The sequence below is a fragment of the Cohnella suwonensis genome (genome assembly GCF_042655365.1).
GTDB lineage: Bacteria > Bacillota > Bacilli > Paenibacillales > Paenibacillaceae > Cohnella > Cohnella suwonensis.
The window spans coordinates 164292-187044 of sequence record NZ_JBHSMH010000113.1 but is presented as its reverse complement, the minus strand read 5'-3'; the positions used below and the strand labels follow the sequence as shown (position 1 = coordinate 187044).

At 58.1% G+C, this 22753-nt stretch carries 18 protein-coding genes; all 18 read right to left on the bottom strand.

What is annotated here, in order from left to right; all coding sequences use genetic code 11:
- Positions 1-8 precede the first annotated feature (8 nt).
- The 18 genes from dapG to ACFPPD_RS25560 all read right to left on the bottom strand — a co-directional run bounded on the left by dapG (position 9) and on the right by ACFPPD_RS25560 (position 22509).
- Positions 9-1241 (bottom strand): aspartate kinase, encoded by a 1233-nt coding sequence (dapG, locus tag ACFPPD_RS25645; protein WP_209746776.1) that lies wholly within the window; start codon positions 1239-1241, stop codon positions 9-11.
- 72 nt (positions 1242-1313) lie between these two features.
- A complete protein-coding gene (locus tag ACFPPD_RS25640; RefSeq protein WP_209746778.1) occupies positions 1314-1910 on the bottom strand; it encodes a dipicolinate synthase subunit B in 597 nt (198 codons plus the stop codon).
- Positions 1907-2806, bottom strand: a complete 900-nt coding sequence (gene dpsA, locus ACFPPD_RS25635; protein ID WP_209747086.1) for a dipicolinate synthase subunit DpsA — start codon at positions 2804-2806, stop codon at positions 1907-1909. The genes ACFPPD_RS25640 and dpsA overlap by 4 nt, the downstream gene beginning before the upstream one ends.
- 139 nt (positions 2807-2945) lie before the next feature.
- Entirely contained in the window at positions 2946-3389 is a 444-nt protein-coding gene (gene dut, locus ACFPPD_RS25630) for a dUTP diphosphatase (RefSeq protein ID WP_209746780.1), read from the bottom strand.
- Positions 3352-4632 (bottom strand): M16 family metallopeptidase, encoded by a 1281-nt coding sequence (locus ACFPPD_RS25625; RefSeq protein ID WP_209746782.1) that lies wholly within the window; start codon positions 4630-4632, stop codon positions 3352-3354. Before ACFPPD_RS25625 ends, dut begins: the two co-directional genes overlap by 38 nt.
- Before the next feature lie 65 nt (positions 4633-4697).
- On the bottom strand, positions 4698-5708 hold the full coding sequence (locus tag ACFPPD_RS25620; protein WP_209746784.1) for a polysaccharide deacetylase family protein: 1011 nt from the start codon (positions 5706-5708) through the stop codon (positions 4698-4700).
- A gap of 284 nt (positions 5709-5992) precedes the next feature.
- Positions 5993-8101, bottom strand: a complete 2109-nt coding sequence (gene pnp / locus ACFPPD_RS25615; RefSeq protein ID WP_209746786.1) for a polyribonucleotide nucleotidyltransferase — start codon at positions 8099-8101, stop codon at positions 5993-5995.
- 281 nt (positions 8102-8382) lie between these two features.
- The gene (gene rpsO, locus ACFPPD_RS25610) at positions 8383-8652 is read right to left on the bottom strand and encodes a 30S ribosomal protein S15 (protein ID WP_209746788.1); all 270 of its coding nucleotides are present in this window, start codon (positions 8650-8652) and stop codon (positions 8383-8385) included.
- A 169-nt stretch (positions 8653-8821) separates the two neighbouring features.
- The gene (locus ACFPPD_RS25605) at positions 8822-9808 is read right to left on the bottom strand and encodes a bifunctional riboflavin kinase/FAD synthetase (RefSeq protein WP_209746790.1); all 987 of its coding nucleotides are present in this window, start codon (positions 9806-9808) and stop codon (positions 8822-8824) included.
- 18 nt (positions 9809-9826) lie between these two features.
- Positions 9827-10789, bottom strand: coding sequence for a tRNA pseudouridine(55) synthase TruB (gene truB, locus ACFPPD_RS25600; RefSeq protein ID WP_378083833.1), 963 nt, complete (start codon positions 10787-10789; stop codon positions 9827-9829).
- Positions 10786-11772 carry a DHH family phosphoesterase gene (locus ACFPPD_RS25595; RefSeq protein ID WP_209746792.1) on the bottom strand — a complete coding sequence of 329 codons (987 nt, stop codon included), beginning with the start codon at positions 11770-11772 and terminating at the stop codon, positions 10786-10788. Before ACFPPD_RS25595 ends, truB begins: the two co-directional genes overlap by 4 nt.
- A gap of 330 nt (positions 11773-12102) precedes the next feature.
- Positions 12103-12459 (bottom strand): 30S ribosome-binding factor RbfA, encoded by a 357-nt coding sequence (gene rbfA / locus ACFPPD_RS25590; protein ID WP_209746794.1) that lies wholly within the window; start codon positions 12457-12459, stop codon positions 12103-12105.
- Between the two features lie 65 nt (positions 12460-12524).
- On the bottom strand, positions 12525-15728 hold the full coding sequence (gene infB, locus ACFPPD_RS25585) for a translation initiation factor IF-2 (protein WP_209746796.1): 3204 nt from the start codon (positions 15726-15728) through the stop codon (positions 12525-12527).
- A complete protein-coding gene (locus ACFPPD_RS25580) occupies positions 15721-16053 on the bottom strand; it encodes a L7Ae/L30e/S12e/Gadd45 family ribosomal protein (RefSeq protein WP_209746798.1) in 333 nt (110 codons plus the stop codon). The genes infB and ACFPPD_RS25580 overlap by 8 nt, the downstream gene beginning before the upstream one ends.
- Positions 16037-16357, bottom strand: a complete 321-nt coding sequence (rnpM, locus tag ACFPPD_RS25575) for an RNase P modulator RnpM (protein ID WP_209746800.1) — start codon at positions 16355-16357, stop codon at positions 16037-16039. Before rnpM ends, ACFPPD_RS25580 begins: the two co-directional genes overlap by 17 nt.
- Before the next feature lie 11 nt (positions 16358-16368).
- On the bottom strand, positions 16369-17466 hold the full coding sequence (gene nusA, locus ACFPPD_RS25570; RefSeq protein WP_209746803.1) for a transcription termination factor NusA: 1098 nt from the start codon (positions 17464-17466) through the stop codon (positions 16369-16371).
- A gap of 38 nt (positions 17467-17504) precedes the next feature.
- Positions 17505-17966 (bottom strand): ribosome maturation factor RimP, encoded by a 462-nt coding sequence (gene rimP, locus ACFPPD_RS25565; protein WP_209746805.1) that lies wholly within the window; start codon positions 17964-17966, stop codon positions 17505-17507.
- A 211-nt stretch (positions 17967-18177) separates the two neighbouring features.
- Positions 18178-22509: a PolC-type DNA polymerase III gene (locus ACFPPD_RS25560; protein WP_209746807.1), complete on the bottom strand. Its 4332-nt coding sequence runs from the start codon at positions 22507-22509 to the stop codon at positions 18178-18180.
- Positions 22510-22753 lie beyond the last annotated feature (244 nt).

Genomic DNA, 22753 nt, shown 5'->3' with positions numbered 1-22753 from the left:
ATCCTCCTCTAAGTTCCCTGCGCTGGTGACAGATGCAAGCCGAACGCGGAGTGCAACGCTTGAAGCGCCTCCGCCAAGTTACGTTCGGCTATGAGCACCCAGATGGTGGCGTTCGAGTCCGCGGACTGGAAGATCGGTATGCCCGCGTTCGTCAACGCTTCCACGATTACGGCCATGACGCCCGGTTCCCCGTTCATTCCTCCGCCGATGACGGATACTTTGGCGCATCCGCGCCTGACGACGGGCTCGAAGTCCAATTGCCCGAGCAAGTCTACCGCCGTATCCGTATCGGCTTCCGATACCGTATAATGCACGCCCGTGGGCATGACGTTAATAAAGTCGACGCTGATGCCGTGCGTGGCCATCGCGCGGAATATCCGCAGCTGCAGGTCCGACGGCCCGTTGCCGTTGACGACGGCGAGTTGGGTAACGCCCCTGACGTGCGCGAGCCCCGTCACCGTCTTGTCGTACCAGATGCCTTGGCTTCTCAGCGACTTCGCGTTCGTGACGAGCGTGCCGACGCCGTCCGAGAACGTCGACCGGACGCGCACCGGAATGCCGGCTTTCATCGCGATCTCGACCGCTCTCGGGTGAATGACTTTGGCGCCGTTCTGCGCCATGTTGCATATTTCTTCGTAGCTGACCGCCGATAACGGCCTGGCGTCGCTCACCCACCTGGGATCCGCCGTCAAGATACCGTCGACGTCCGTGTAGATATCTACGATATCGGCGTTAAGCGCCGCGCCGAGCGCGGTCGCGGACGTATCGCTTCCGCCGCGGCCGAGCGTCGTCGTCTCTCCGCCCTCCGTGGCTCCTTGGAAGCCGGCGACGATGACGACCTGCTTGTCTGCGAGATGCTTCTGCATGCGGTCCGTCCGGATTTCGGAGATGCGGGCCGAGCCGAAGCGGCCGTCCGTGACGATGCCGGCTTGACCGCCGGTAAGCGCTACGGCCGGAATGCCTTCGGAGCATAACAGGCTGCATAACACCGTAGCGGAGATCAGTTCCCCGCACGAGAGAAGCAAGTCCTTCTCCCGCGGGGGCAACATGTCTCCGTTCGCGCGAACGAGCTCGAGCAAGGAATCCGTGGCGTAAGGTTCGCCGCTTCTCCCCATCGCCGATACGACGACGACGAGCCGGCTGCCGGCCTCGTGCTCCCGCGTAATATGACGGAGGACGTGCCGCCGACTCGATTCATCGGATAGCGACGTCCCGCCGAACTTCTGCACGATCAGGTCCATCTTCTCTTCCTCCGCTCATGCGATGAAGTGATCAACGAGGGGAACGAGATCGGATAGCTGCCGCGAATGATCTTACGCGTACAAGAAACGCTCGATGAGCATCGGTTGCAGTTGTTTGTTCTGAAGCGCCGCTTCGCAAGTTTCCATGACCAAGTCCATTCTCGCGACTAGCGAATTCGGCTTGGCGGCCGGATTGTCTTGCCCGAACGGCACGAAATAAACGTTCTTCATAATGAGCAGCTTGGCGATGTTCGCCGCGTTCAGGCCGAGTCCGTCGTTCGTCGAAATGGCGAGCACGAGAGGCCGCTGATTGCGCATTTGCGCCTTAGCGGCCATGAGGACCGGTCCGTCCGTCAGCGCGTTGGCAAGCTTGCTCGTCGTATTGCCGGTGCAAGGCGCGATTGCCATGACGTCCAGCTTCTTGGAAGGGCCTAACGGTTCGGCTTCTACTATAGAAGATATGATTTCATTACCGGTAATTTGACGCAAAGTTTGTTGCCAATGATTCGAAGCGCCGAACCGGGTATCCGTCGTCATGATCGTCTGAGACACGATCGGCACGACGTTCGCCCCCGCGTCGACGAACCGCTGGATTTGCGGCATGACTTCCTCGAGCGTGCAATGCGAACCGGATAACGCGTATCCGACCGTTAATCCTGTCCAGTTCATGGCTGATTCCCCCGTAGTCGGTCGTCTTCCAGAATGATCTGGGTGAGACTGTTCGCGATGATGCGACCTGCCGTCTTCGGCGCCACGATCCCGGGCAATCCGGGAGCGAGCATCGCTTTGATTCCGCGCTTCTCGGCGAAGCGGAAATCGGTGCCGCCGGGCTTGGAGGCAAGGTCGATAATACATGCGCGCAGGGGGAGTTGTGCGATCACTTGTGCTGTGACTATCATAGTCGGAATTGTATTAAAAATCAAGTCGATATTCCCCGCCTGGCGCGCCAATTCAGGCATATAGAACGGCTCGAAACCCATCTCGAAAGCTCTCGCGAACGACTCGTCTCGGCGTACCCCGACCTTCACTTTGGCTCCGAGCGCCTGAAGCGTTCGGGCCATCGTGAACCCCGTCCGGCCCAATCCGAGAACGATGCAATTCGACCCGTGGATCGTAATGTCGGTATTCTGGATCGCCATCATGAGCGCGCCTTCCGCCGTCGGGATGGAATTGTAGATGGCCACGTCGTCCCGTTCGAACAGCTCCGCGAGCCCGATGCGGTGTTTCTCGCACAGCTTTCGCAGGAATGGCTTAGCCATGCCCGTTATCACTTTGCCCGTTCTGGGCATGGCGGCGAGATGGGCGTCCGTCAGCTTGAGTTCCGCGTCGGAAAACAGAGCCGATATCGCCCCTTCGTCGTCCGTCCCTACCGCCGGCAGCACGAGCGCCGTCGCCTGACTCAGCAGAGCAGGCGTCCATTCGCCTTTGACGGCTCCGCTGAACGGAGTATCCAACCGGTCGAAGCCGACCATCGTCACCGTCGCGTCCAGCTCCGTCAGTCGTCGGATCACTTCCAGTTGTCGGGCGTCTCCGCCAGCGAGAACGATATGATGTCCCGTAAGGATCGTCGTCCCCTCCTTTCGGCATTGTTGCATAGATCATCGTATGCATGAGCCCAGTCCGGGGTGCCGGGAACGAAAAAACGCAACCGGTTCGGCTCTGCGCCGATCGGTTGCGTAGTCTGCTAATGACGATAATTGCGATTTACTTGCCGGTATGCCCGAAGCCGCCCTCGCCGCGAATGGTGTCGGACAGTTCTTCCACTTCTTCGATCGCGATTTGCGGCACCCGTTGGAATACCATCTGAGCGATCCGCTCTCCTCTTTCGATCGCGAACGGCTGCTGGCCGAGGTTCACGAGCAGCACTTTCACTTCGCCCCGGTAATCGGCGTCGATCGTTCCCGGGCTATTCAAGCAAGTAATGCCGTGTTTGTAAGCGAGCCCGCTCCGGGGCCGGATTTGCGCCTCGAGCTCCGCGGGCATCGCCATCGCGAATCCCGTAGGAATGAGCGCCCGTTCGCCGGGCGCGAGCACGACCGGCTCCGCGACGGCGGCATGCAGGTCGAAGCCCGCCGCCATATCCGACATCCGGCGCGGCAGCGCGACGTCCTCATTCCCCGGTAGTCTTTTCAACTGCACTGGAAACAATGAATTCCCTCCCGATTCCGGCGAGCGGCTTCTCGCTCGATCCGACGAGCGCGACCGAGCACGGTTGCGCCATGATCTCTTTCATGATAGCGTTCAAATGGGGCATCTCCACCTGGTCGATGCGCTCGAGCATTTCGTCCAGCGTATAATGGCGGCCGAGCATTAGCTCGTTCTTGCCGATCCGGTTCATCCGGCTGCTCGTGCTTTCCAAGCTAAGGATCAGGTTGCCTTTCAATTGCTCCTTGCCCCTCGTGAGCTCCGCTTCCGTCAACCCTTTGTCCGCGATCTCGTTCAGCAGCTCCATCGTGATTTCGTACACTTCGCGCGTCTGCTTCGGCGCCGTCCCTGCATAGACGGTGAACAAGCCGCTATCGGCGTAGGACGTATGGTAGGAGTAGACGGAATAAGCGAGGCCGCGTTTCTCCCTTACTTCCTGGAACAGATGGGAGCTCATGCCGCCGCCGATCGCGTTGTTCAGCAAGATCATCGCGTACAGGTTCTTCTCCTGAATGGAGTATCCGGGGAACGTCAGGCACAGATGGTTTTGCTCCGTCTTCTTCTTGTGGAACAGCGCGCGGGAATGGAACGACGGCACTTCGAGCGGCGTATCCGCACCATTCACGTCGAACGAACCGAAATGCTTCTCGAGCAGCTCGAGCACTTCTTCCCCGACGTTGCCCGCGAGGCTGACGACCGTATTGTCGATCCGGTAACGCTGGCCCATGTAGCCGCGCAGATCGGCGGAACTCATCGCGTTCAGCCGTTCCACCGTGCCGAGTATCGAATAGGCGAGCGGATGGCCGTCGTAAGCCGCCCTCGTCGCCAGGTCGTGCACCGTATCGTCCGGCGTATCCTCGTACATCGAGATTTCCTCGAGAATGACGTTCTTCTCTTTCGCGAGCTCGACGTCCGACATTTGCGATTCGAAGAACATGTCCGACAGAATGTCCACGGCGATCGGCAAATGCTGGTCCAGCACCTTCGCGTAATAACACGTGTATTCCTTGGCGGTGAACGCGTTCACGTTGCCGCCGATGCCGTCGAAGCGGTCGGCGATGTCCTTGGCGGAATGGCGTTTCGTCCCTTTGAACAACATGTGTTCGATGAAGTGGGAGATGCCGTTGTTGCTTTGATCCTCGTAACGGGAACCGGTTTTGACCCAAATGCCGAACGATACCGACCGACTCGTCGGTATCGATTCGATCATGACGCGCAATCCGTTTTTGAGTACGTATTTGTTCATCCGATTTCCCCCTTTGCCTCTTAAGGTACAGGCAGTAGTACCAATATATCAAATTACGACAACCGTCACAACCGAACGTCGGTCCTCTCCGACGACAGCGTCTCCGACACGGTCCCGGGGGTTAGTCCCTTGGCCCGTATCGCTTTGATCATCCCCGCGAGCGCGCCTCTCGACGTCGACGTCGGATGCATGAGAATGAGGCTGCCCGGTCCTACCTTGCGCGACACTTTCTCTACGACGGCGGACGGATCAGGCTTCATCCAGTCGATCGTATCCAGCGTCCACAACACGGTGCGCAGCCCGAATTCCGAAGCGACCTTCACCGTATTCGCATTGTAATACCCGGATGGCGGCGCGAACCACTCGTTGCGAACGCCCAACTTCTTCAGCAACTCTTCCGTTCTGCCGATTTCCTCGCGTTGGCGCGCGGCGCCCAACTTGCTCATATCGGGATGCGTGTACGCGTGGTTGGACACCTCGTGCCCCTGGGCGATAATCGCTTTCGCGGTATCCATATGTTTCGAGAGCCATGTCCCGTCGAAAAAAAACGTCGCCTTTACGCCCGCTTCTTTCAGAATATCGAGCATCGGCGCCAAGTATTCGTCTCCCCACGCGACATTGATCATCAACGCGACCGAAGGCTTACCCGCGTTGCCCTTGTAGATCGGTTGCACGGGCAAATCTTTAAGCGAGACTTTGGGCTTGATCGCTTTGTAAATCCACGGAAACCCTTTGTCTCCCGGAGACGCGCGGAGCGATTTCGCTTTGCCGTACGTCGCCTGCACGTCGACCGTCCTGCCGTCGTAACCCGGAATCGCTTTCCACACGCGGTCGATGACCGCGTCGACCGGCTGTTGCATGCGTTTATCCGCTTCGCTTTGAATATACGCAAGCAAGCGAGCGTCGTCCGATTCCGGTTCGGCGTTAGCGACCGCGATCACCGCGGCGTCCGCCGCTCCGCCTTGTTTAACGTCTTGAACGTATGAACGCAGGGGTCCATACGAACCCGCGAGCCATACCGCGCAACCGATCAACGCAAGCCCGGCCAGAAACCCGGCCGGCATTTTCTTCCTCATTCCGTTCACCCCGTCTTGTCCCGCGATCCCTGCCTCATCCTATGCCCGGAACGAGGTCATTATGTGTAAGCATCCCTAGAACCGAAGAGAATGATACGCAACGATCAAAAACGTCTTCGGCGCCATTTGGGCGCCGGAGTAGCTTTGCGTAGGTTATTCGGAGACGGATAAGCGTGAAACATAGACATTCCGAATAAAAACAAAAAGAGACCTCCCGATGAAGAGTCTCTATTGTGCGAACTATGAGGTTGAAACGGCTCGCGAGAAAAGCGAACCGCCGGGAATTACACCGACGGCTGCGCTTGCTCCGGATTGCCAAGCAATGCTTTGCGGGACAGGTTAACGCGTCCCATGTTGTCGATTTCGGTGACTTTGACCGTTACCGTATCGCCGATGTTCAAGACGTCTTCCACCTTGGCCACCCGCTCGTTCGCGACTTGGCTGATGTGGATAAGCCCGTCTTTGTTCGGAAGAATTTCGACGAAGCAACCGAATTTCTCGATCCGCTTGACCGTACCGGTATAGATTTCGCCGACGACGACTTCTTTGACGATGCCTTCGATAATCGCGCGGGCGCGTTGGTTCGCCGCTTCGTCGGCCGATGCGATGTACACGGTGCCGTCTTGCTCGATATCGATTTTGACGCCGGTGTCTTCGATGATTTTGTTGATGATCTTCCCGCCGGAACCGATAACGTCGCGGATTTTGTCCGGGTTGATCTTAAGGGAAATGATCTTAGGCGCGTATTTGCTAAGCTCTTTGCGCGGTTGTTGGATCGTTTCGAGCATTTTACCGAGAATGAACATGCGTCCCTGTCTCGCTTGCTCCAACGCTTCCGACAATATCGAGCGGTCGATGCCGTCGATCTTGATGTCCATCTGGATGGCGGTAATGCCTTCCGCCGTGCCCGCGACTTTGAAGTCCATGTCGCCGAGATGGTCTTCCATGCCTTGAATGTCCGTCAGGATGGACGTGTGGTCGCCGTCCTTGATGAGACCCATCGCCACGCCGGCTACCGGAGCTTTGATCGGAACGCCCGCGTCCATCATCGCGAGCGTGCTCGCGCAAATGCTCGCCTGGGACGTCGAGCCGTTCGATTCCAGCACCTCGGAAACGAGACGGATCGTGTACGGGAATTCCACCTCGGACGGAAGTACTTTAAGCAGCGCGCGTTCGCCGAGCGCGCCGTGGCCGATTTCGCGGCGTCCCGGCGGACGGAGCGGACGGGCTTCGCCGACGGAGAACGGCGGGAAGTTATAGTGATGCATGAAGCGCTTCGATTCCTGAGGGCTGATGCCGTCCAGAATTTGCACTTCGCCGAGCGGTCCGAGCGTACAGATGCTAAGCGCCTGCGTCTGGCCGCGCGTGAACAAGCCGGAGCCGTGCGTGCGGGGTAGAATGGAAACGTCGCTGGAAATCGGGCGGATTTCGTTCAGCGCGCGGCCGTCCGGACGCACTTTGTCGTGCGTGATCAAGCGGCGCACTTCGTTTTTGACGATATCGTAGAGCGCTTCTTTGACGTCTTTGAGCTTGGCGGGCGTTTCGGCGAATTGCACGGCGAAATGTTCGACCGTCTCGCCGTTGATCGCGTCGATCGCCTCTTGGCGGGCATGCTTCTCGGCGATGCTGACAGCTTGTACCAAGCGGTCCTTCGCGAACGCTTGCACGGCCGCTTCGATTTCCGCGTCTACGCTGTGAAGCTTCACGGCCATCTTCGGATTGCCGGCGACGGAGACGAGCTCGTCGATCTTGTCGACGATCTTCTTGATCTCGTCGTGACCGAACATGATCGCTTCGAGCATGACTTCCTCGGACACTTCGTTCGCTTCCGCTTCGACCATCATGATCGCGTCGCGCGTTCCCGCCACGACGACGTACAGGTCGGACGCTTCTTCTTGCGCTTGGGTCGGGTTCACGACGAATTGTCCGTCTACGCGGCCGACGATAACGCCTCCGATCGGTCCGTTAAACGGAACGTTGGAGATCGCCAGCGCCGCGGACGTTCCGATCATCGCCGCGATTTCCGGAGAGCAATCCTGATCGACGCTCAGGACGAGATTGACGATTTGCACGTCGTTGCGGAACCCTTCCGCGAACAGCGGACGAATCGGACGGTCCGTCAGACGGCTCGCTAAAATCGCTTTTTCGCTCGGGCGGCCTTCCCGTTTAATGAAGCCTCCCGGAATTTTGCCTACCGCGTACAACCGTTCCTCGTAGTTAACGGTCAGCGGGAAGAAGTCGAGATCTTTAGGTTCGTTCGAAGCCGTAACGGTAGACAGTACGACCGTTTCTCCATAGCGCACGACGATGGCGCCGTTCGCCTGCTTGGCCAATCGTCCCGTTTCCAAAGCGAACGGGCGGCCGCCAAGCTGCATTTCCACGCGTTGTTCCATACTGATTCCCTCCTTGTTTATAACCTTATGTACGAATATCGGACCGCTTCGGTTATCGCTTCCCCGCGCTTGTCCGATACTTCCGACATATACGGATTTCCGTCAGAAAACGGAATTTGCCGTATATGCCTCTTTCGACACTATTTCCATTATTTCCTGCCGGGAGTTTCTTAGGCAACTTCCATTATGAATAACGGAAAAAGCAACCTGATGCCGCCGATACGGGGCGTAGAGCCCCATATCGGCGCGTCCAGGTTGCTTTCGTCGGTAACGTAACCGAATTAACGGCGCAGTCCCAATTTCGCAATCAGGGCGCTGTAACGGCTAACGTCTTTGTTTTTCAAGTATGCGAGCAGCTTACGGCGTTGGCCAACCATCTTAAGCAAACCGCGGCGGGAGTGGTGGTCTTTCTTGTGCTCCCTGAAGTGTTGCGTCAGATTGTTGATGTTTTCCGTAAGGATAGCGATTTGGACTTCCGGGGATCCCGTGTCCGAAGCGTGAGTCTTGTGCTCGTTGATCAACTCTTGTTTGCGTTCCTGCGTCAATGCCATCCTTGGTCACCTCCTTCTTTCGTAATCGCCGTTGGCCAAGCGGGCGTCGGTGATGTCGCGTCGCCAAGCCAAGGTTCAGCGTTGCTCGCGTAGGGCGTGAGCCCGTCGACGGCAACGTTGTCTAGTATAGCATAGTACGGGGCGAACATTCAACAACCGATATCGCCCATTAAGATGGCCGCGAAGCTAACGCGAACAGCCTTCTGGCTTCGGACGCGTCGCTCGAGATTTGCTCGACCAGTTGTCCGACCGATTCGAACTTCTTCTCTTCCCGAAGGTAAGCATGGAAAGAGAGCGATAGTCTTCGTCCGTACAAATCTCCCGTGAAATCGAATAGATGCGCCTCCAGCTTAAGCGCGCCGCCAGGCGCGTCGAACGTCGGACGGAGCCCGACGTTCAGGACGCCTTCGTAGCTGCCTTCGGACGCGCCCGATTCGCCGGGCACGTCGATCCGGATCGCGTACACGCCCGATCGCGGGATGACGTAAGGTTGTTCCGGACTCAAGTTCGCCGTCGGGAAGCCGAGTTGCCGGCCTCTGGCGTCGCCGTGCACGACCGTACCCGCTATGGCATAGCATCGTCCGAGCAACCTGGAGGCTTCATGGCAATCGCCTGCCTGAAGCCGTTCCCGGATACGCGTGCTGCTGACTTTGTCTCCGTCGAGGAACACCGGGGATACGACTTCGACGTCGATAGCCCCTTCGCCGTATTCCCGAATCTTCTCCGCGTTGCCCGCTCCGCGATGGCCGAAGGCGAAATCGAAACCGACGGTCGTCGACTTGGCGCCGAGCGGGACGAGAATCGACTTGACGAATTGCTCCGCCGTCACTTCCGAGAACGCCTTGTCGAACCGAATGACGTAAGTCGCCTCGACGCCGATCTCGGCGAGCAAAGCGAGCTTGTCTTCCAGCGGAGTCAGCACCGTCTCGTAATGCGAGCCGTGCCCGAGCACGACGCGCGGATGCTGGCTGAACGTCATGGCCGCGGGCACGAGCCCCCGGCGGCGGGCGGCGGCGACCGCTTGCCGGACGACTTCCCGATGTCCGAGATGCATGCCGTCGAAAAACCCGATCGCCAGCGATACGCCTTGCCGTTTCGTTGCTCCTTCAGGCAGCCCTTCCGTGACGTGGGCTGCCGATAAATCGTACCGTTCCACCTGATGCCGACCTCCTGTTCAATCGGACGTTCCTCCGACCGGTTCCGGTTCCGAAGGATGGAACACTTTGACCGGACTGACCCGGACTCTTCTCTCGTCCAAAGAATATAAACCAAGGAAAGCGCCGTCCGAACGATATAGCTTCAATAGTCCTGGATTGGAAGGCTGGGGCTGCAGCTTCGCCGCGGAAATGCCCTTGCCCTGCAGCACGTGCAACGATTCCGGATAAATCGCGACCGCGGCGGGGACGTTCGTCAGCAAGCCGTCCGGAGACAGAAGCTTCTCCCGAAGTTCTCCGCTCGCGACGAGCGCCGGAATCTGCTCCAACGTCACGCATTGCGGCCGGCGAATGCCCGCGCTTTCGGTACGGACAAGCTCGGCCATCGCCGCGGGCACGCCGAGCTTGCGTCCGATATCGACGCAAAGCGTACGGATGTACGTGCCTTTGGAACAAGCGACCGAGAACGTCAGCTCGGGTCGGGTAACGCCTACGGTAACGTTCTCGACGTCAAGGGAATAGATCGTTACCCTTCTCGACGGACGTTCAACCGTTACGCCTTCCCTCGCCAGCTCGTACAGCCGCTTGCCTCCGATTTTGACCGCCGATACCATCGGCGGCACTTGATCGATCTCCCCGACGAACGACTTCGCCGCCCCGACGATCGCCTCTTCCGTCAGGAACGAAGCATCGCTTTCGTCGACGACGTTGCCCGTTAAATCTTCCGTATCCGTCGAGATGCCGAAGCGAAGCGTCGCCCGATACGTCTTGGGCAGCTCCTGCAAATACTCGACGAAACGGGTAGAACGTCCGATGCAGAGCGGCAGAACGCCGGTAACGGCGGGATCGAGCGTGCCCGTATGGCCGATCCGGCGCTCCTTCAGCATGCCCCGGGCTTTCGCCACGACGTCGTGCGACGTCCAGCCGGCGGGCTTCCATATGGCGAGCACGCCTTCCCATTGCGCTTGCTTCATATCGCTCATGCTTCATCCAACGCTTTCCGGACCTCTGCGACGACTTGATCGATCGCTTCCCTCAACGGAACGGTCACCCGTAACCCCGCGGCGCGGACATGTCCGCCTCCGCCGAACGCTTGGGCGACGGCCGCGACGTTCACTTTGCCCGCGGAGCGCAAGCTCGCCTTGACGGATGCGCCTCCGTTCTCTTTGAACAAAATGCCGACTTCCACGCCTTCGACGTTACGGGGGTAATTCACGAGCCCTTCCAGGTCTTCGTTCGTTGCTCCCGTCTGCTCCAGATCCTCGGAAGTCACCCAAAGCCATGCGATGCGCTGGTCTTCGCTGAACTCGAGACGGTTTAGTCCCCGCCGGATCATAGACAACTGTCCCGGCGTCATCCGCTCGAGCAGATGCTCCGCCAATTCCGGACCGTTAACGCCCGCTTCGAGCAGCCTCGAAGCCATAGCCATGACGACCGGGCTCGTATTCGAATAGCGGAATCCTCCCGTATCCGTCATCAATCCGGTATAGATGGCCGTCGCGACATCCTTGTCGATGGCGAGCCCGAATTCGTCGATCAATTCGAACAAAATCTCGGCCGTCGCCGCGGCGTCGAACTTCATCAGGTTCGCGAGACCGAAGCCGTCGTTCGTCGGATGATGGTCGATATTCAAAATGTCCGCGCCTGGAGCGAACCACGAAACCGTCCGTCCGACCCGGGCGTAATCCGCGCAATCGACGCAGATGACGCTGCGGTAAGTTTTTGCCGGCGGCTCCGCGTCGTCTCCCGACGCCACGATGGCGTCGCTTTTCCATAAATATCGAAGCTTCGAAGGCACGGGGCCTTCATTAAACATTGTATACCGCTTCCCCAGCTTACCGAGTAACCACCCCGTCGCCACGGTGGAGCTAATCGCGTCGCCGTCGGGCTGTACGTGAGAGACGATCAGAAAATCGTCCCTCTCGCGAATGAAGTCGGCCGCTTCCCGCAGAGCGTTGACCCACATGCCTGTTTCCCCCTAGCCAGTGTTCCGAAATACCGAGCAAAAAGGCCTTCTCCGTCTATGGATGCATGAATGCGATACCGAAGCCATTTTTGCGGCGGTTATACAGCAAAAGATAAGCGGGTAGCTTATCCTTTGCGAATAACCAAGCAAAAACGCCTTAGGCGATCTTAACGCCTAAGAAGCTTTGCGAAGGTAATTCAGGAATGGATAAGCGTGAAACTTATCCATTCTGAATTACCGAGTAAAACGGCATCGCCGGCCATCGGCCGGCTGCATGCGTAAGTATGGCGCGAAAGAACGGGACGGTTGCCCGCCTTCCGATCGCCCTTTCTAAGATTCGCGAGAATCTTTGTTGATTTGGTTCAGTAACGCTTCGATGTGGCTGCCATAAGCGATGGAGCTGTCGAACTTGAACTCCATGACCGGCGTATGGCGCAGCTTTACCCTGCGTCCAAGCTCCGAACGGAGAAATCCGTTCGCCCGGCCGATCGCTTTCAGCGTCTCCTCTTTCTGTTCCTCGCTGCCGAGAATGCTCAAGTACACTCTCGCGAGGGATAGATCGTTGGTGACGTCCACACCGGTGACGGTGATGAATCCGATCCGGGGATCTTTCAGCTCCGTCTGGATGATGGAGCTGATCTCCTTCTTGATCTGTTCGCCGACCCGCCCGACCCGGAATTTGGCCATGCTGATCCCACCTTATCTTGCTTGCGTGTAATAATCCGTTTTGCGCATTGCCGCGCGGCGTCCGCTTAACGTTCGACGGCTTCCATGACGAACGCTTCGATGACGTCGCCTTCTTGGAGATCGTTGAACTTATCTAGCGTGATGCCGCACTCGTAGCCTTCCGACACTTCTTTCACGTCGTCTTTGAAACGCTTGAGCGTGTCGATTTTGCCCGTGTAGACGACCACGCCGGCACGGGTAAGCCGAGCCTCGGCGTTGCGAGCGATTTTGCCGTCGATGACCATACAGCCGGCAATCGTGCCGACCTTCGTGACTTTGAACGTCTGGCGAACTTCCGCGTGACCGGTGACTCTTTCCTTGAATACCGGATCGAGCATGCCCTTCATCGCTTGTTCGATTTCCTCGATGACCTTGTAGATGATCGAGTGCAGGCGAACGTCCACTTTTTCCTGTTCCGCGATCAGTTGGGCGCGCGGCTCCGGACGGACGTTGAAGCCGACGACGATCGCGGACGAAGCGGACGCAAGAACGATATCGGATTCGGTAATCGCGCCGACGCCGTTGTAGATCGTGCGAACGCGAACGCCTTCGATCTCGATCTTCTCGAGCGAGCCTTTAAGCGCTTCGAGCGAGCCTTGAACGTCCGCTTTGAGGATGACGTTGAGCTCTTTGATGTCGCCTTCTTTGATTTTGCTGAACAGATCCTCGAGCGTAACCGTTTGGTTCGCCTTGATCTGCGATTGGCGCGTCTTGATCGAACGCTTGTCGGCGATTTCGCGCGCTTTGCGTTCGTCTTCGAACACCATGAACGGATCGCCCGCTTGCGGCACTTCCGTCAAGCCCGTGATCTCGACCGGCGTCGATGGACCCGCTTCCTTGATTCGGCGTCCGCGGTCGTTCGTCATGGCGCGGATACGTCCGAAGCAGTCGCCGGCCACGAAGGCGTCGCCCACTTTAAGCGTACCGTTCTGCACGAGAATACGGGCGACCGGTCCTTTGCCTTTGTCGAGCTCGGCTTCCATGACCGTACCGCGCGACCGTTTGTCCGGGTTCGCTTTGTAGTCGTTCATCTCGGCCACGAGTAGGATCATCTCGAGCAAGCCGTCCAAGTTGATTCGTTGCTTCGCGGATACTTCGACGAAAATCGTATCCCCGCCCCACGCTTCTTGCACGAGACCGTACTCGGTCAATTCTTGCTTCACTTTATCCGGATCCGCGCCCGGTTTGTCGATCTTGTTGACCGCGACGATGATCGGCACGTTCGCCGCTTTCGCGTGTGCGATCGCTTCCACCGTCTGCGGCATGACGCCGTCGTCTGCAGCGACGACGAGAATCGTAATATCGGTAACCTGGGCGCCGCGTGCACGCATCGTCGTGAACGCTTCGTGACCCGGAGTATCCAGGAACGTGATTTTTTTGTTGTTGATCTCGACTTGGTACGCTCCGATATGCTGCGTGATGCCGCCAGCTTCGCCGCTAGCGACTTTCGTCTCGCGGATAGCGTCGAGGAGCGTCGTTTTACCATGGTCGACGTGACCCATGATCGTGACGACAGGCGGACGGGAAATGAGATCGTCCGGGTTGTCGTTCTCTTCGATCGTCTCGAATTGCGTATCCTCGACGACGATTTTCACTTCGACCTCTACGCCGTACTCGCCGACGACGAGAAGGACCGTATCGAGATCGAGTTCTTGGTTAATCGTCGCCATGACGCCCATCATGAGCAATTTCTTGATCACTTCGGACGCGTCTTTATGAAGAAGCTTCGCCAATTCGCCGACCGTCATATTGCCTCGGACGATGACTTTCTTAGGCGTGTTGTCGATTTTCTCGCGCGGAGGCATATTGCCTTTGCGGGCGTTTTTGCCGCCCTTGCCTTTCGGGCCTCTGAAGTTGTTTCTTCCGTCCTCGAACCGGCTATTGTTCTCTTTCCGTTTGCCGGCCGCTGCGCCCGGAGCGCCCGAACGGTTGAAGTCGTCGCGTTTGCCGTCCGGACGGCCGCCGCGAGCTCCCGCGCCCGCAGCCGAAGAGCTGCGGCCCGCGCCGATGCCTTGACCCGGACGGCTAGGCGCCGCGCTGCTCGTTCCGCCGCCGAAGCCGCCTCCTTGAGGGCGAGGAGCGCCGCCGAAACCTCCGCCTTGCGGACGCGGAGCGCCGCCGAAGCCGCCGCCTTGCGGACGATTGCCCGCGTAGCCGCCTTGACCGCCGCCTTGCGGACGGTTGCCCGCGTAGCCGCCTTGACCGCCGCCTTGCGGACGGTTGCCTGCGTATCCGCCTTGACCGCTGCCTTGCGGACGGCTACCCGCGTAGCCGCCTTGACCGCTGCCTTGCGGACGGTTGCCCGCGTAACCGCCTTGACCGCCTTGACCGCCTTGACCGCCTTGACCTTGCGGACGGTTGTACCCGCCTTGGCCGCCCTGACCGCTGCCTTGCGGACGGTTGCCCGCGTAGCCGCCTTGACCGCCTTGACCTTGCGGACGGTTGCCCGCGTAACCGCCTTGACCGCCTTGGCCTTGCGGACGGTTGCCGTCGCGGTTATACCCGCCTTGACCGCCTTGGCCTTGCGGACGGTTGCCGTCGCGGTTGTACCCGCCTTGACCGCCTTGACCTTGCGGACGATTGCCGTCGCGGTTGTAGCCGCCTTGACCTTGCGGACGGTTGCCGTCGCGATTGTAGCCGCCTTGGCCGCCTTGGCCGCCTTGGCCTTGCGGACGGTTGCCGTCGCGGTTGTAGCCGCCTTGGCCGCCGTTCGGGCCGCCGCCTTGCGAAGCCGAAGGCGCCGGAGCGGCGGAAACCGCAGGAGCCGGATTCGCGGACGCAGCCGGTACCGAAGCCGCAGGAGCGGAAGCCGCAGGAGCAGCCGGTGCCGTCGCCGCTGGAGCCGGATTCGCAGACGCAGCCGGTGCCGAAACCGCAGGAGCGGAAGAAACCGACGCGGCAGGGCGGGATTGCGATCCGTTGCCGCTGTTGCCTGAGCCCGCGTTAGAAGAAGCTCCGCCTTGCGGACGACGATCGCCCGATTGCGCGCCGGAAGAAGACGCAGGCTTGGAAGCTTGCGCCATCTTGGCTGCCGCGTTCGCTTTCACGTCGCGGAAGAACTTCTCCACCGCGTTCGTCATGCCGTCTTCCATGACGCTCATGTGGTTGTTGACCGGCATATTCTGCCGTTTCAATATCGTAATGATTTCTTTGCTGCTCATGTTGAGCTGCTTTGCGTATTCGTAAACCCTAAGCTTATCTTTGTTGTCCGTCTGATCTTGTTTACTCAATATTCTCCACCTCCGAGTGTTGAACCCAACCGGCGGTTAGCATGTCGGCGAAACCCCGATCCGTGACCGCGAACAGCACGCGTTCGGGCTTGCCGACCGCGGATCCGAGTTCGTATCTGGTATAGCCGATAAGCAATCGCACGCCGTAACTGTTGCATTTATCTTTTACTTTTTTCGTCGTATTGTCCGATGCGTCTGCCGCGAGCAGCACGAGCTTCGCTTCCCCCGAGCGGATCGCTTTCAGCACGATTTCCTCGCCGCTGATCAACTTTCCGGCTCTCGTGGCGAGGCCTAGCCGCGACAACGCCTTATTCGCCGTCTTCATCGTCGTCCGTCATCTCCTTGTTCGCTTGGAACTCGTCTTCGACTTTCACGAAGTCGGCTTCCAGGCGATCGTATATATCGGCGGAGACGGGAACTTTGAGCGCGCGCTCGAACGCCTTCGATTTCTTTGCCAGCTTAAAGCAAGAAACCTTGCCGCATAAATAAGCGCCCCTGCCGGGTTTCTTGCCCGACAAGTCGATCTGAATTTCCCCTTGCGGGGATCGGACGACGCGGATCAATTCTTTTTTCGCCATCATCTGCTGGCAAGCGACGCACTTGCGCTGCGGAATTTTTCTAGGTCTCACGGGGATCCCCCTCAGTCGATGGAGACGCTGTCCTGGTGCATCGTCGCTCCGCTCGTTTTCGGACGGCCGTATTCCTGCTCCGCCTGCGTCTCGCTCTTGATATCGATTTTCCAACCGGTCAGCTTCGCCGCGAGGCGGGCGTTCTGGCCCTTGATGCCGATCGCGAGGGAAAGCTGGTAATCCGGAACGATGACCCGCGCCATTTTCTCCGCTTCGAATACGATGACTTCCAGCACTTTGGAAGGGCTAAGCGCGTTGGCTACGTATTCGTCGACCGCCTCGGACCATCTGACGATGTCGATCTTCTCGCCCTTCAGCTCCGTGACGATCGATTGGACGCGAGCGCCCCGTTGACCGACGCAAGAGCCGACCGGATCGACTTCCTCGTTGCGGGAATAAACCGCGATCTTCGAGCGGAAGCCCGCTTCGCGCGCGACAGAACGAATTTCCACCGTGCCGTCGAAAATTTCCGGGACTTCAAGCTCGAACAGTCTTTTCAGCAGCCCTGGATGAGTGCGGGAAAGAATGATTTGCGGGCCTTTGCTCGTGTTCTCGACTTTCGTGATGAACGCTTTGACGCGGTCCAATTGCTTGAACTTGTCGGTCGGCATGAGCTCGGTGAGCGGCAGAGCCGCTTCGACTTTGCCCAGATCGACGTACAGGTTGCGCAAGTCCATCCGCTGGATGATGCCGGTCACGATGTCTTGTTCCTTGTCCACGTAAGCGTGGTAGATCAACCCGCGTTCCGCTTCGCGAATGCGCTGCGTGACGACCTGCTTCGCCGTTTGCGCGGCGATGCGGCCGAAATCGCGAGGCGTTACTTCGATCTCCGCGATGTCGTCCAGCTGATAGTGGGGATTGATCGAACGGGAAGCTTCCAAGGAAATTTCCAAGCGCGGATCCAGCACTTCTTCGACGACCGTTTTGCGCGCGTATACTTTAATTTGCCCCGTTGTCCGATTAATGTCCACGCGAACGTTCTGAGCCGTATTAAAATTACGCTTATAGCTGGAGATGAGTGCCGCTTCGATAGCCTCGATCAGGACGTCCTTGCTGATGCCCTTATCGCGCTCGATTTCGGACAGCGCTTCGATAAACTCCATGCTCATTTCAACATCATTCCTCCTCATATACGCGACAAAAATATTTAGAAAACGATGGCCAGCCGCGCGGAAGCCACTTTGTCGTAAGGAATGGCATGCTTGCGCCGCCCTACCGTCACGTTCAGCGTCGTCCCGTCGAATCCGTCCAAGCGTCCTTCGAACTCTTTCGCTCCGTCGATTTTCTCGTAGGTCGTCACGAATACGTGCTTTCCGACCGCTTTCGCGACGTCCTCGGCTTTCTTGAGCGGCCTTTCGGCGCCCGGAGAGCTGACTTCCAAGAAGTACGCTTCCTCGATCGGATCCAGCTCATCCAATTTCGCGCTGACGAACTCGGAAACGATGCCGCAATCGTCGATGTCGATGCCGCCTTCCTTGTCCACGTAAACGCGCAGAAACCAGTTGCTGCCTTCCTTCACGTACTCCACGTCCACCAGTTCGAACCCGTTCTCTTCCATATAAGAAGAAGAAAAGTTTTCCACGATGGACTTGATTTGCGTCGAATTCAAATGGGTTGACCTCCCGATGCTACAAATGGATTGCCTCTCCGTTCCGCATACCCTTCCATTTCGCATAACGCAAAATAGCCGCAGACAAAACGGAAAGAGTGGGTTTCCCCACTCTTCTGCAGACAGTGTTATCCACATGATTACCAAAAATAATATAACATAATCTTGACGAGGCTGGCAACTACAACTTTCCTGCTCTTCCGCCGCTTCCCTAGAACAGCATGAGCTGGTTGGATTCCGGCAAGCCGCGGAACGTGCCGAGACCGGTCAACAGCTCGACGATCGTTTTGCTCGCTTTGGACCGTTGCTGGAAGTCTTCGATCGACAGGTAATCGCCGTCTTCCCGGGACGCCGCGATGTTGCGCGCCGCGTTCTCCCCGACGCCCGCGATGGCGCCGAACGGAGGAATAAGGCTGTCGCCGTCGATGATGAACCGGGTCGCTTCGGACCGGTAAAGGTCGACCGATTTGAACTTGAACCCGCGCGCCGTCATCTCCAGCCCCATCTCCAGAATGGAAATCATGTTTTTCTCTTTCGTCGTCGCCTGGAAACCCTTCTCCTCGATTTCGAGAAGCATTTTCAGAATCGCGTCGTAGCCTTGGCAGAACAGCTCGACGTCGAAGTCGGCGGCGCGTACCGAATAATAAGTCGCGTAATATTGGATCGGATAATACAATTTGAAGAATGCCGTCCGAACGGCCGAGATGACGTAAGCCGAAGCATGGGCTTTCGGGAACATGTACTCGATGCGCAGGCAGGAATCGATGTACCATTGCGGCACTTTGCACCTTTTCATTTCCTCGATCCACTCCGGCGTCAGCCCTTTGCCTTTACGGACGCTTTCCGTAATCTTGAACGCGAGCGACGCGTCCATGCCCGCCTTATAAATAAGAAACAACATGATGTCGTCCCGGCAACCGATAACGGTCTTGATCGTGCAAGTGCCGTTCTTGATCAGTTCTTGCGCGTTGCCGAGCCATACGCCCGTTCCGTGGGACAGACCCGAGATTTGAAGCAAGTCGGCGAACGAGGACGGCTTCGTCTCCTCGAGCATCTGACGCACGAACCTTGTGCCCATCTCCGGCACGCCGAACGTCGCGACGTTCGAGCGGATCTTCTGCGGCGATACGCCGAGCGCTTCGACCGAGTTGAACAAGCTCATGACTTTCGGGTCGTTCATCGGAATCGTCGTCGGATCGATGCCGGTCAAATCCTGCAGCATCCGCATCATCGTCGGGTCGTCGTGCCCGAGAATATCGAGCTTGAGCAAATTCGCTTCGAACGCGTGGTAATCGAAGTGCGTCGTTTGCCATTCGGAGTTTTTGTCGTCGGCCGGGTACTGTACCGGCGTCACGTCTTCGACGTCGATATAGTCCGGAACGACGACGATGCCCCCGGGATGCTGGCCGGTGCTGCGCTTGACGCCCGTGCAACCGGCGGCGAGCCGGTTCAGCTCCGCTCCGCGCCACGATTTGCCGTGCTCTTCTTCGTATTTCTTCGTGAAGCCGAATGCCGTCTTCTCCGCGACCGTGCCGATCGTGCCCGCGCGGAACACCCTTTTTTCCCCGAACAGCACTTTCGTGTAGTTATGGGCGTGCGGTTGATAATGGCCCGAGAAGTTCAAGTCGATATCGGGAACTTTGTCTCCCTTGAATCCGAGGAACGTCTCGAACGGGATATCCTGCCCTTCTCCCCGCATGATCGTGCCGCAGTGGGGACACGTCTTGTCCGGCAAGTCGAAGCCGCTCGGCACGCTGCCGTCGAGGAACCATTCGCTGTGCTTGCATTCGGAATTGCGGCACAAGTAATGGGCGGGGAGCGGATTGACTTCGGAGATGCCGAGGAACGTCGCGACGACGGAAGAGCCGACCGATCCCCGCGAACCGACGAGATATCCGTCTTGGTTCGATTTTTTAACGAGCTTCTCGGATATGAGATAGTTGGCCGAGAATCCGAACTTGATGATCGGAACGAGCTCCTTCTCGAGCCGCGCGGTCACGACTTCGGGCAACTCTTCTCCGTACATCGATTTCGCCGTCTCGTAACACGTGGATCGGATCTCCTCGTCGGCACCGTCGATGATCGGGGAGAACAACCCGTTCTCCGCGGGACCTCCCTTGCTAGGGAACATATCGAACGGTTCGAACCGGTCCGCGAGCTCCGACGTGTTCGTCACGACGACTTCCCGCGCCTTGTCCGCGCCGAGAAACTGGAAGGCTTCGAGCATTTCCGCCGTCGTGCGGAAGTGGGCGTCCGGCTTGCGCTGGTCTTTGAGCGGGCTGAAGCCGGTAATGCCGTGAATCGTAATATCGCGGAATATTTTCTCTCTCGGAATCAAGTAATGGACGTTGCCCGTCGCGATGACAGGCTTCGTCAGCTTCTCGCCGATGCGCACGATCCGGCGAAGCGCTTCTTCGAGCGCGGCCCGGCTCGAGACGAGCCCCTTGTCCAGCAAATGCATGTAAAAGTCGATCGGTTGGATTTCGAGCACGTCGTAGAATTCCGCGATTTCTTCCGCTTCCTCCAGCGACTTGTTGAGCACCGTCTCGAACAATTCGCCCTTTTCGCAGCCGGAGATGACAAGAAGGCCTTCGCGATGCTCCACGAGTTTGCTCTTCGGAATGCAAGCCATCCGGTTCAAATACTCGGTATGCGACAACGAGATCAGCTTGAACAAATTTTTCTTGCCGACGGCGTTCAGCGCGTAGATGCCGCAATGGAACGGACGCGTCGTCTTCCAGCTGTTGACGTTGACCTCGTTCAGTTGGCGAAGCTCGGTCACTCCCCGATCGAGCGCGTCCTTCAGCAAGCCGATCAAAATGCCGCCGAGAGCGATCGTGTCGTCGATCGCCCGGTGATGGTTCTCGAGAGAAACCTTGTACAGCGATGCGAGCGTGTTCAATCGGTGGTTCTTCATCGTCGGGTGGAGAAATCGGGCGAGCTCGAGCGTGTCGAGCGCCGGATTCGGCAATGGCGGCTCCCCGATTCGCTTCAGGTTTTCCTGGATAAATCCGATATCGAAGCGCGCGTTGTGCGCGACGAGAACGGCGTCTCCGACGAATTCGACGAACTCTCTCAGCTTCGGCTCGAGCTCCGGCGCGTCCCGTACCATGTCGTCGGTGATGTTCGTCAACTGCTGAATGTTATACGGAATCGGCTCGTGCGGGTTGACGAACGTCGAGTATCGATCCGTTTCCTGCCCGTTCTTCATTTTGATGCCCGCAAGCTCGATGATTTTGTTGTCCGTGACCGACAATCCCGTCGTCTCGATATCGAACACGACGTATTCGGCGTCGGTCAAGCTTTGCTCGCGGGGCTGGATGACCATCGGCACCGCGTCGTTGACGACGTTCGCTTCGACGCCGAACAACACCTTGATGCCGTGCTTCTTGCCGGCCTTCGCCGCTTCCGGGTAGCACTGAACGTTCGCGTGGTCGGTGATCGCGATCGCCTTGTGCCCCCATTTGGCCGCCGTCTTAATATAGACGTCCACCGGCGTGACCGCGTCCATCGTGCTCATCGTCGTGTGCAGATGAAACTCGACGCGTTTCTCATCGGCCGTGTCCTTCGGCTCGGGGGGCGCGACGATTTCGCGGATGTCGTTCGGGAACATGACGAGTTCCGGCGGATTGAGAAACCGGTCGTATTCGATTTTGCCCCGCAGCTTTACCCATTTGCCGTTCGCGAGCAGGCTAAGCATCTTAATATCTTCTTTGTTTTTGCCGAACACTTTGCAAGACAGCGAATCGGAGAAGTCCGTTACGGAAAAAGTGAACAGCGTGCTGCCCGTCCGAAGCTCCTTCGTCTCGAGGCCGAACACCGCCCCCTGCACGGTCACTTTCTTCTCTTCCTCGCGTATTTCCTGAATCGGCATCGCCGGTTCCTTGATTTCGTAACCGTGCGCGAGCACCTGCGGCGGTTCGCCTTCCTCGACCGGCGTTTCTTCCCGCGCGCTCGCCATGATCTGCTCGATCGCGGCCCGGTTCTCCTGTTCGATCTTCTGCGCGAAATCGTTATACGTGTCCGGCTTCGTCTCGCCGACCGTCATCTTGATTCGCAGCGAGCGGTCGAACCTCATCTCGTAATATCGTACCGCCTGCGTGTCGAGCTCCTTCTTGCGCGCGAGTCCGAGATTCGTCTCGTTCAGAAGCGCGATCGTAACGATATCCTTGTCGAACTCGAGCTCCGCTTTGGCCAACCAGCCGTTGACGGAGGCGACCTCGCGCTGCATCCATTCGATGAAGAGCGGCCAATATTCCCGCACGATTTGCTCCGTCGTCACTTGGCTTCCGTACCGCAACACGTGGGTAATGTCTGCGACATGTCCGAGCTTCGCCTTCACCCGCTCGACGAATCCCGCGTAGATCGTCTTCGGAAGCAACGCCTCTTTGGCCGTATGTATCGTCCACTCTTTGCGCGACCGGCTGATTTCCACCTTCTCGATCTGCCCGTCACGAAAATGCTGGCTTAGCCATTCGGTCGGCAGTTCGGCCTGCTGCAGCAGCACCTCGAATCTCTTGCGTCCGTCGTTCGTCGGCTGCATCGCTTCATTCCTCTCTCCTCGTCCGTGAACCCCGTAAATAGAAAAGCTTCCGTGAAAAAGCCCGGAAGCTATCGTTTGCGCTTTGTCTATTATTTTAACTGAACGGGGGCTTACCTTCAATAGAGAAGGCGGGGCAGAACCTCTTAACGATGGAAGTTTTGACGTGGGAAGTATCTCCTTCCGGCCGCGGGTTGCAATCTTGAACTCTGAATTTGTAAACTCGCGACAAGGAGAGTTCAAGATT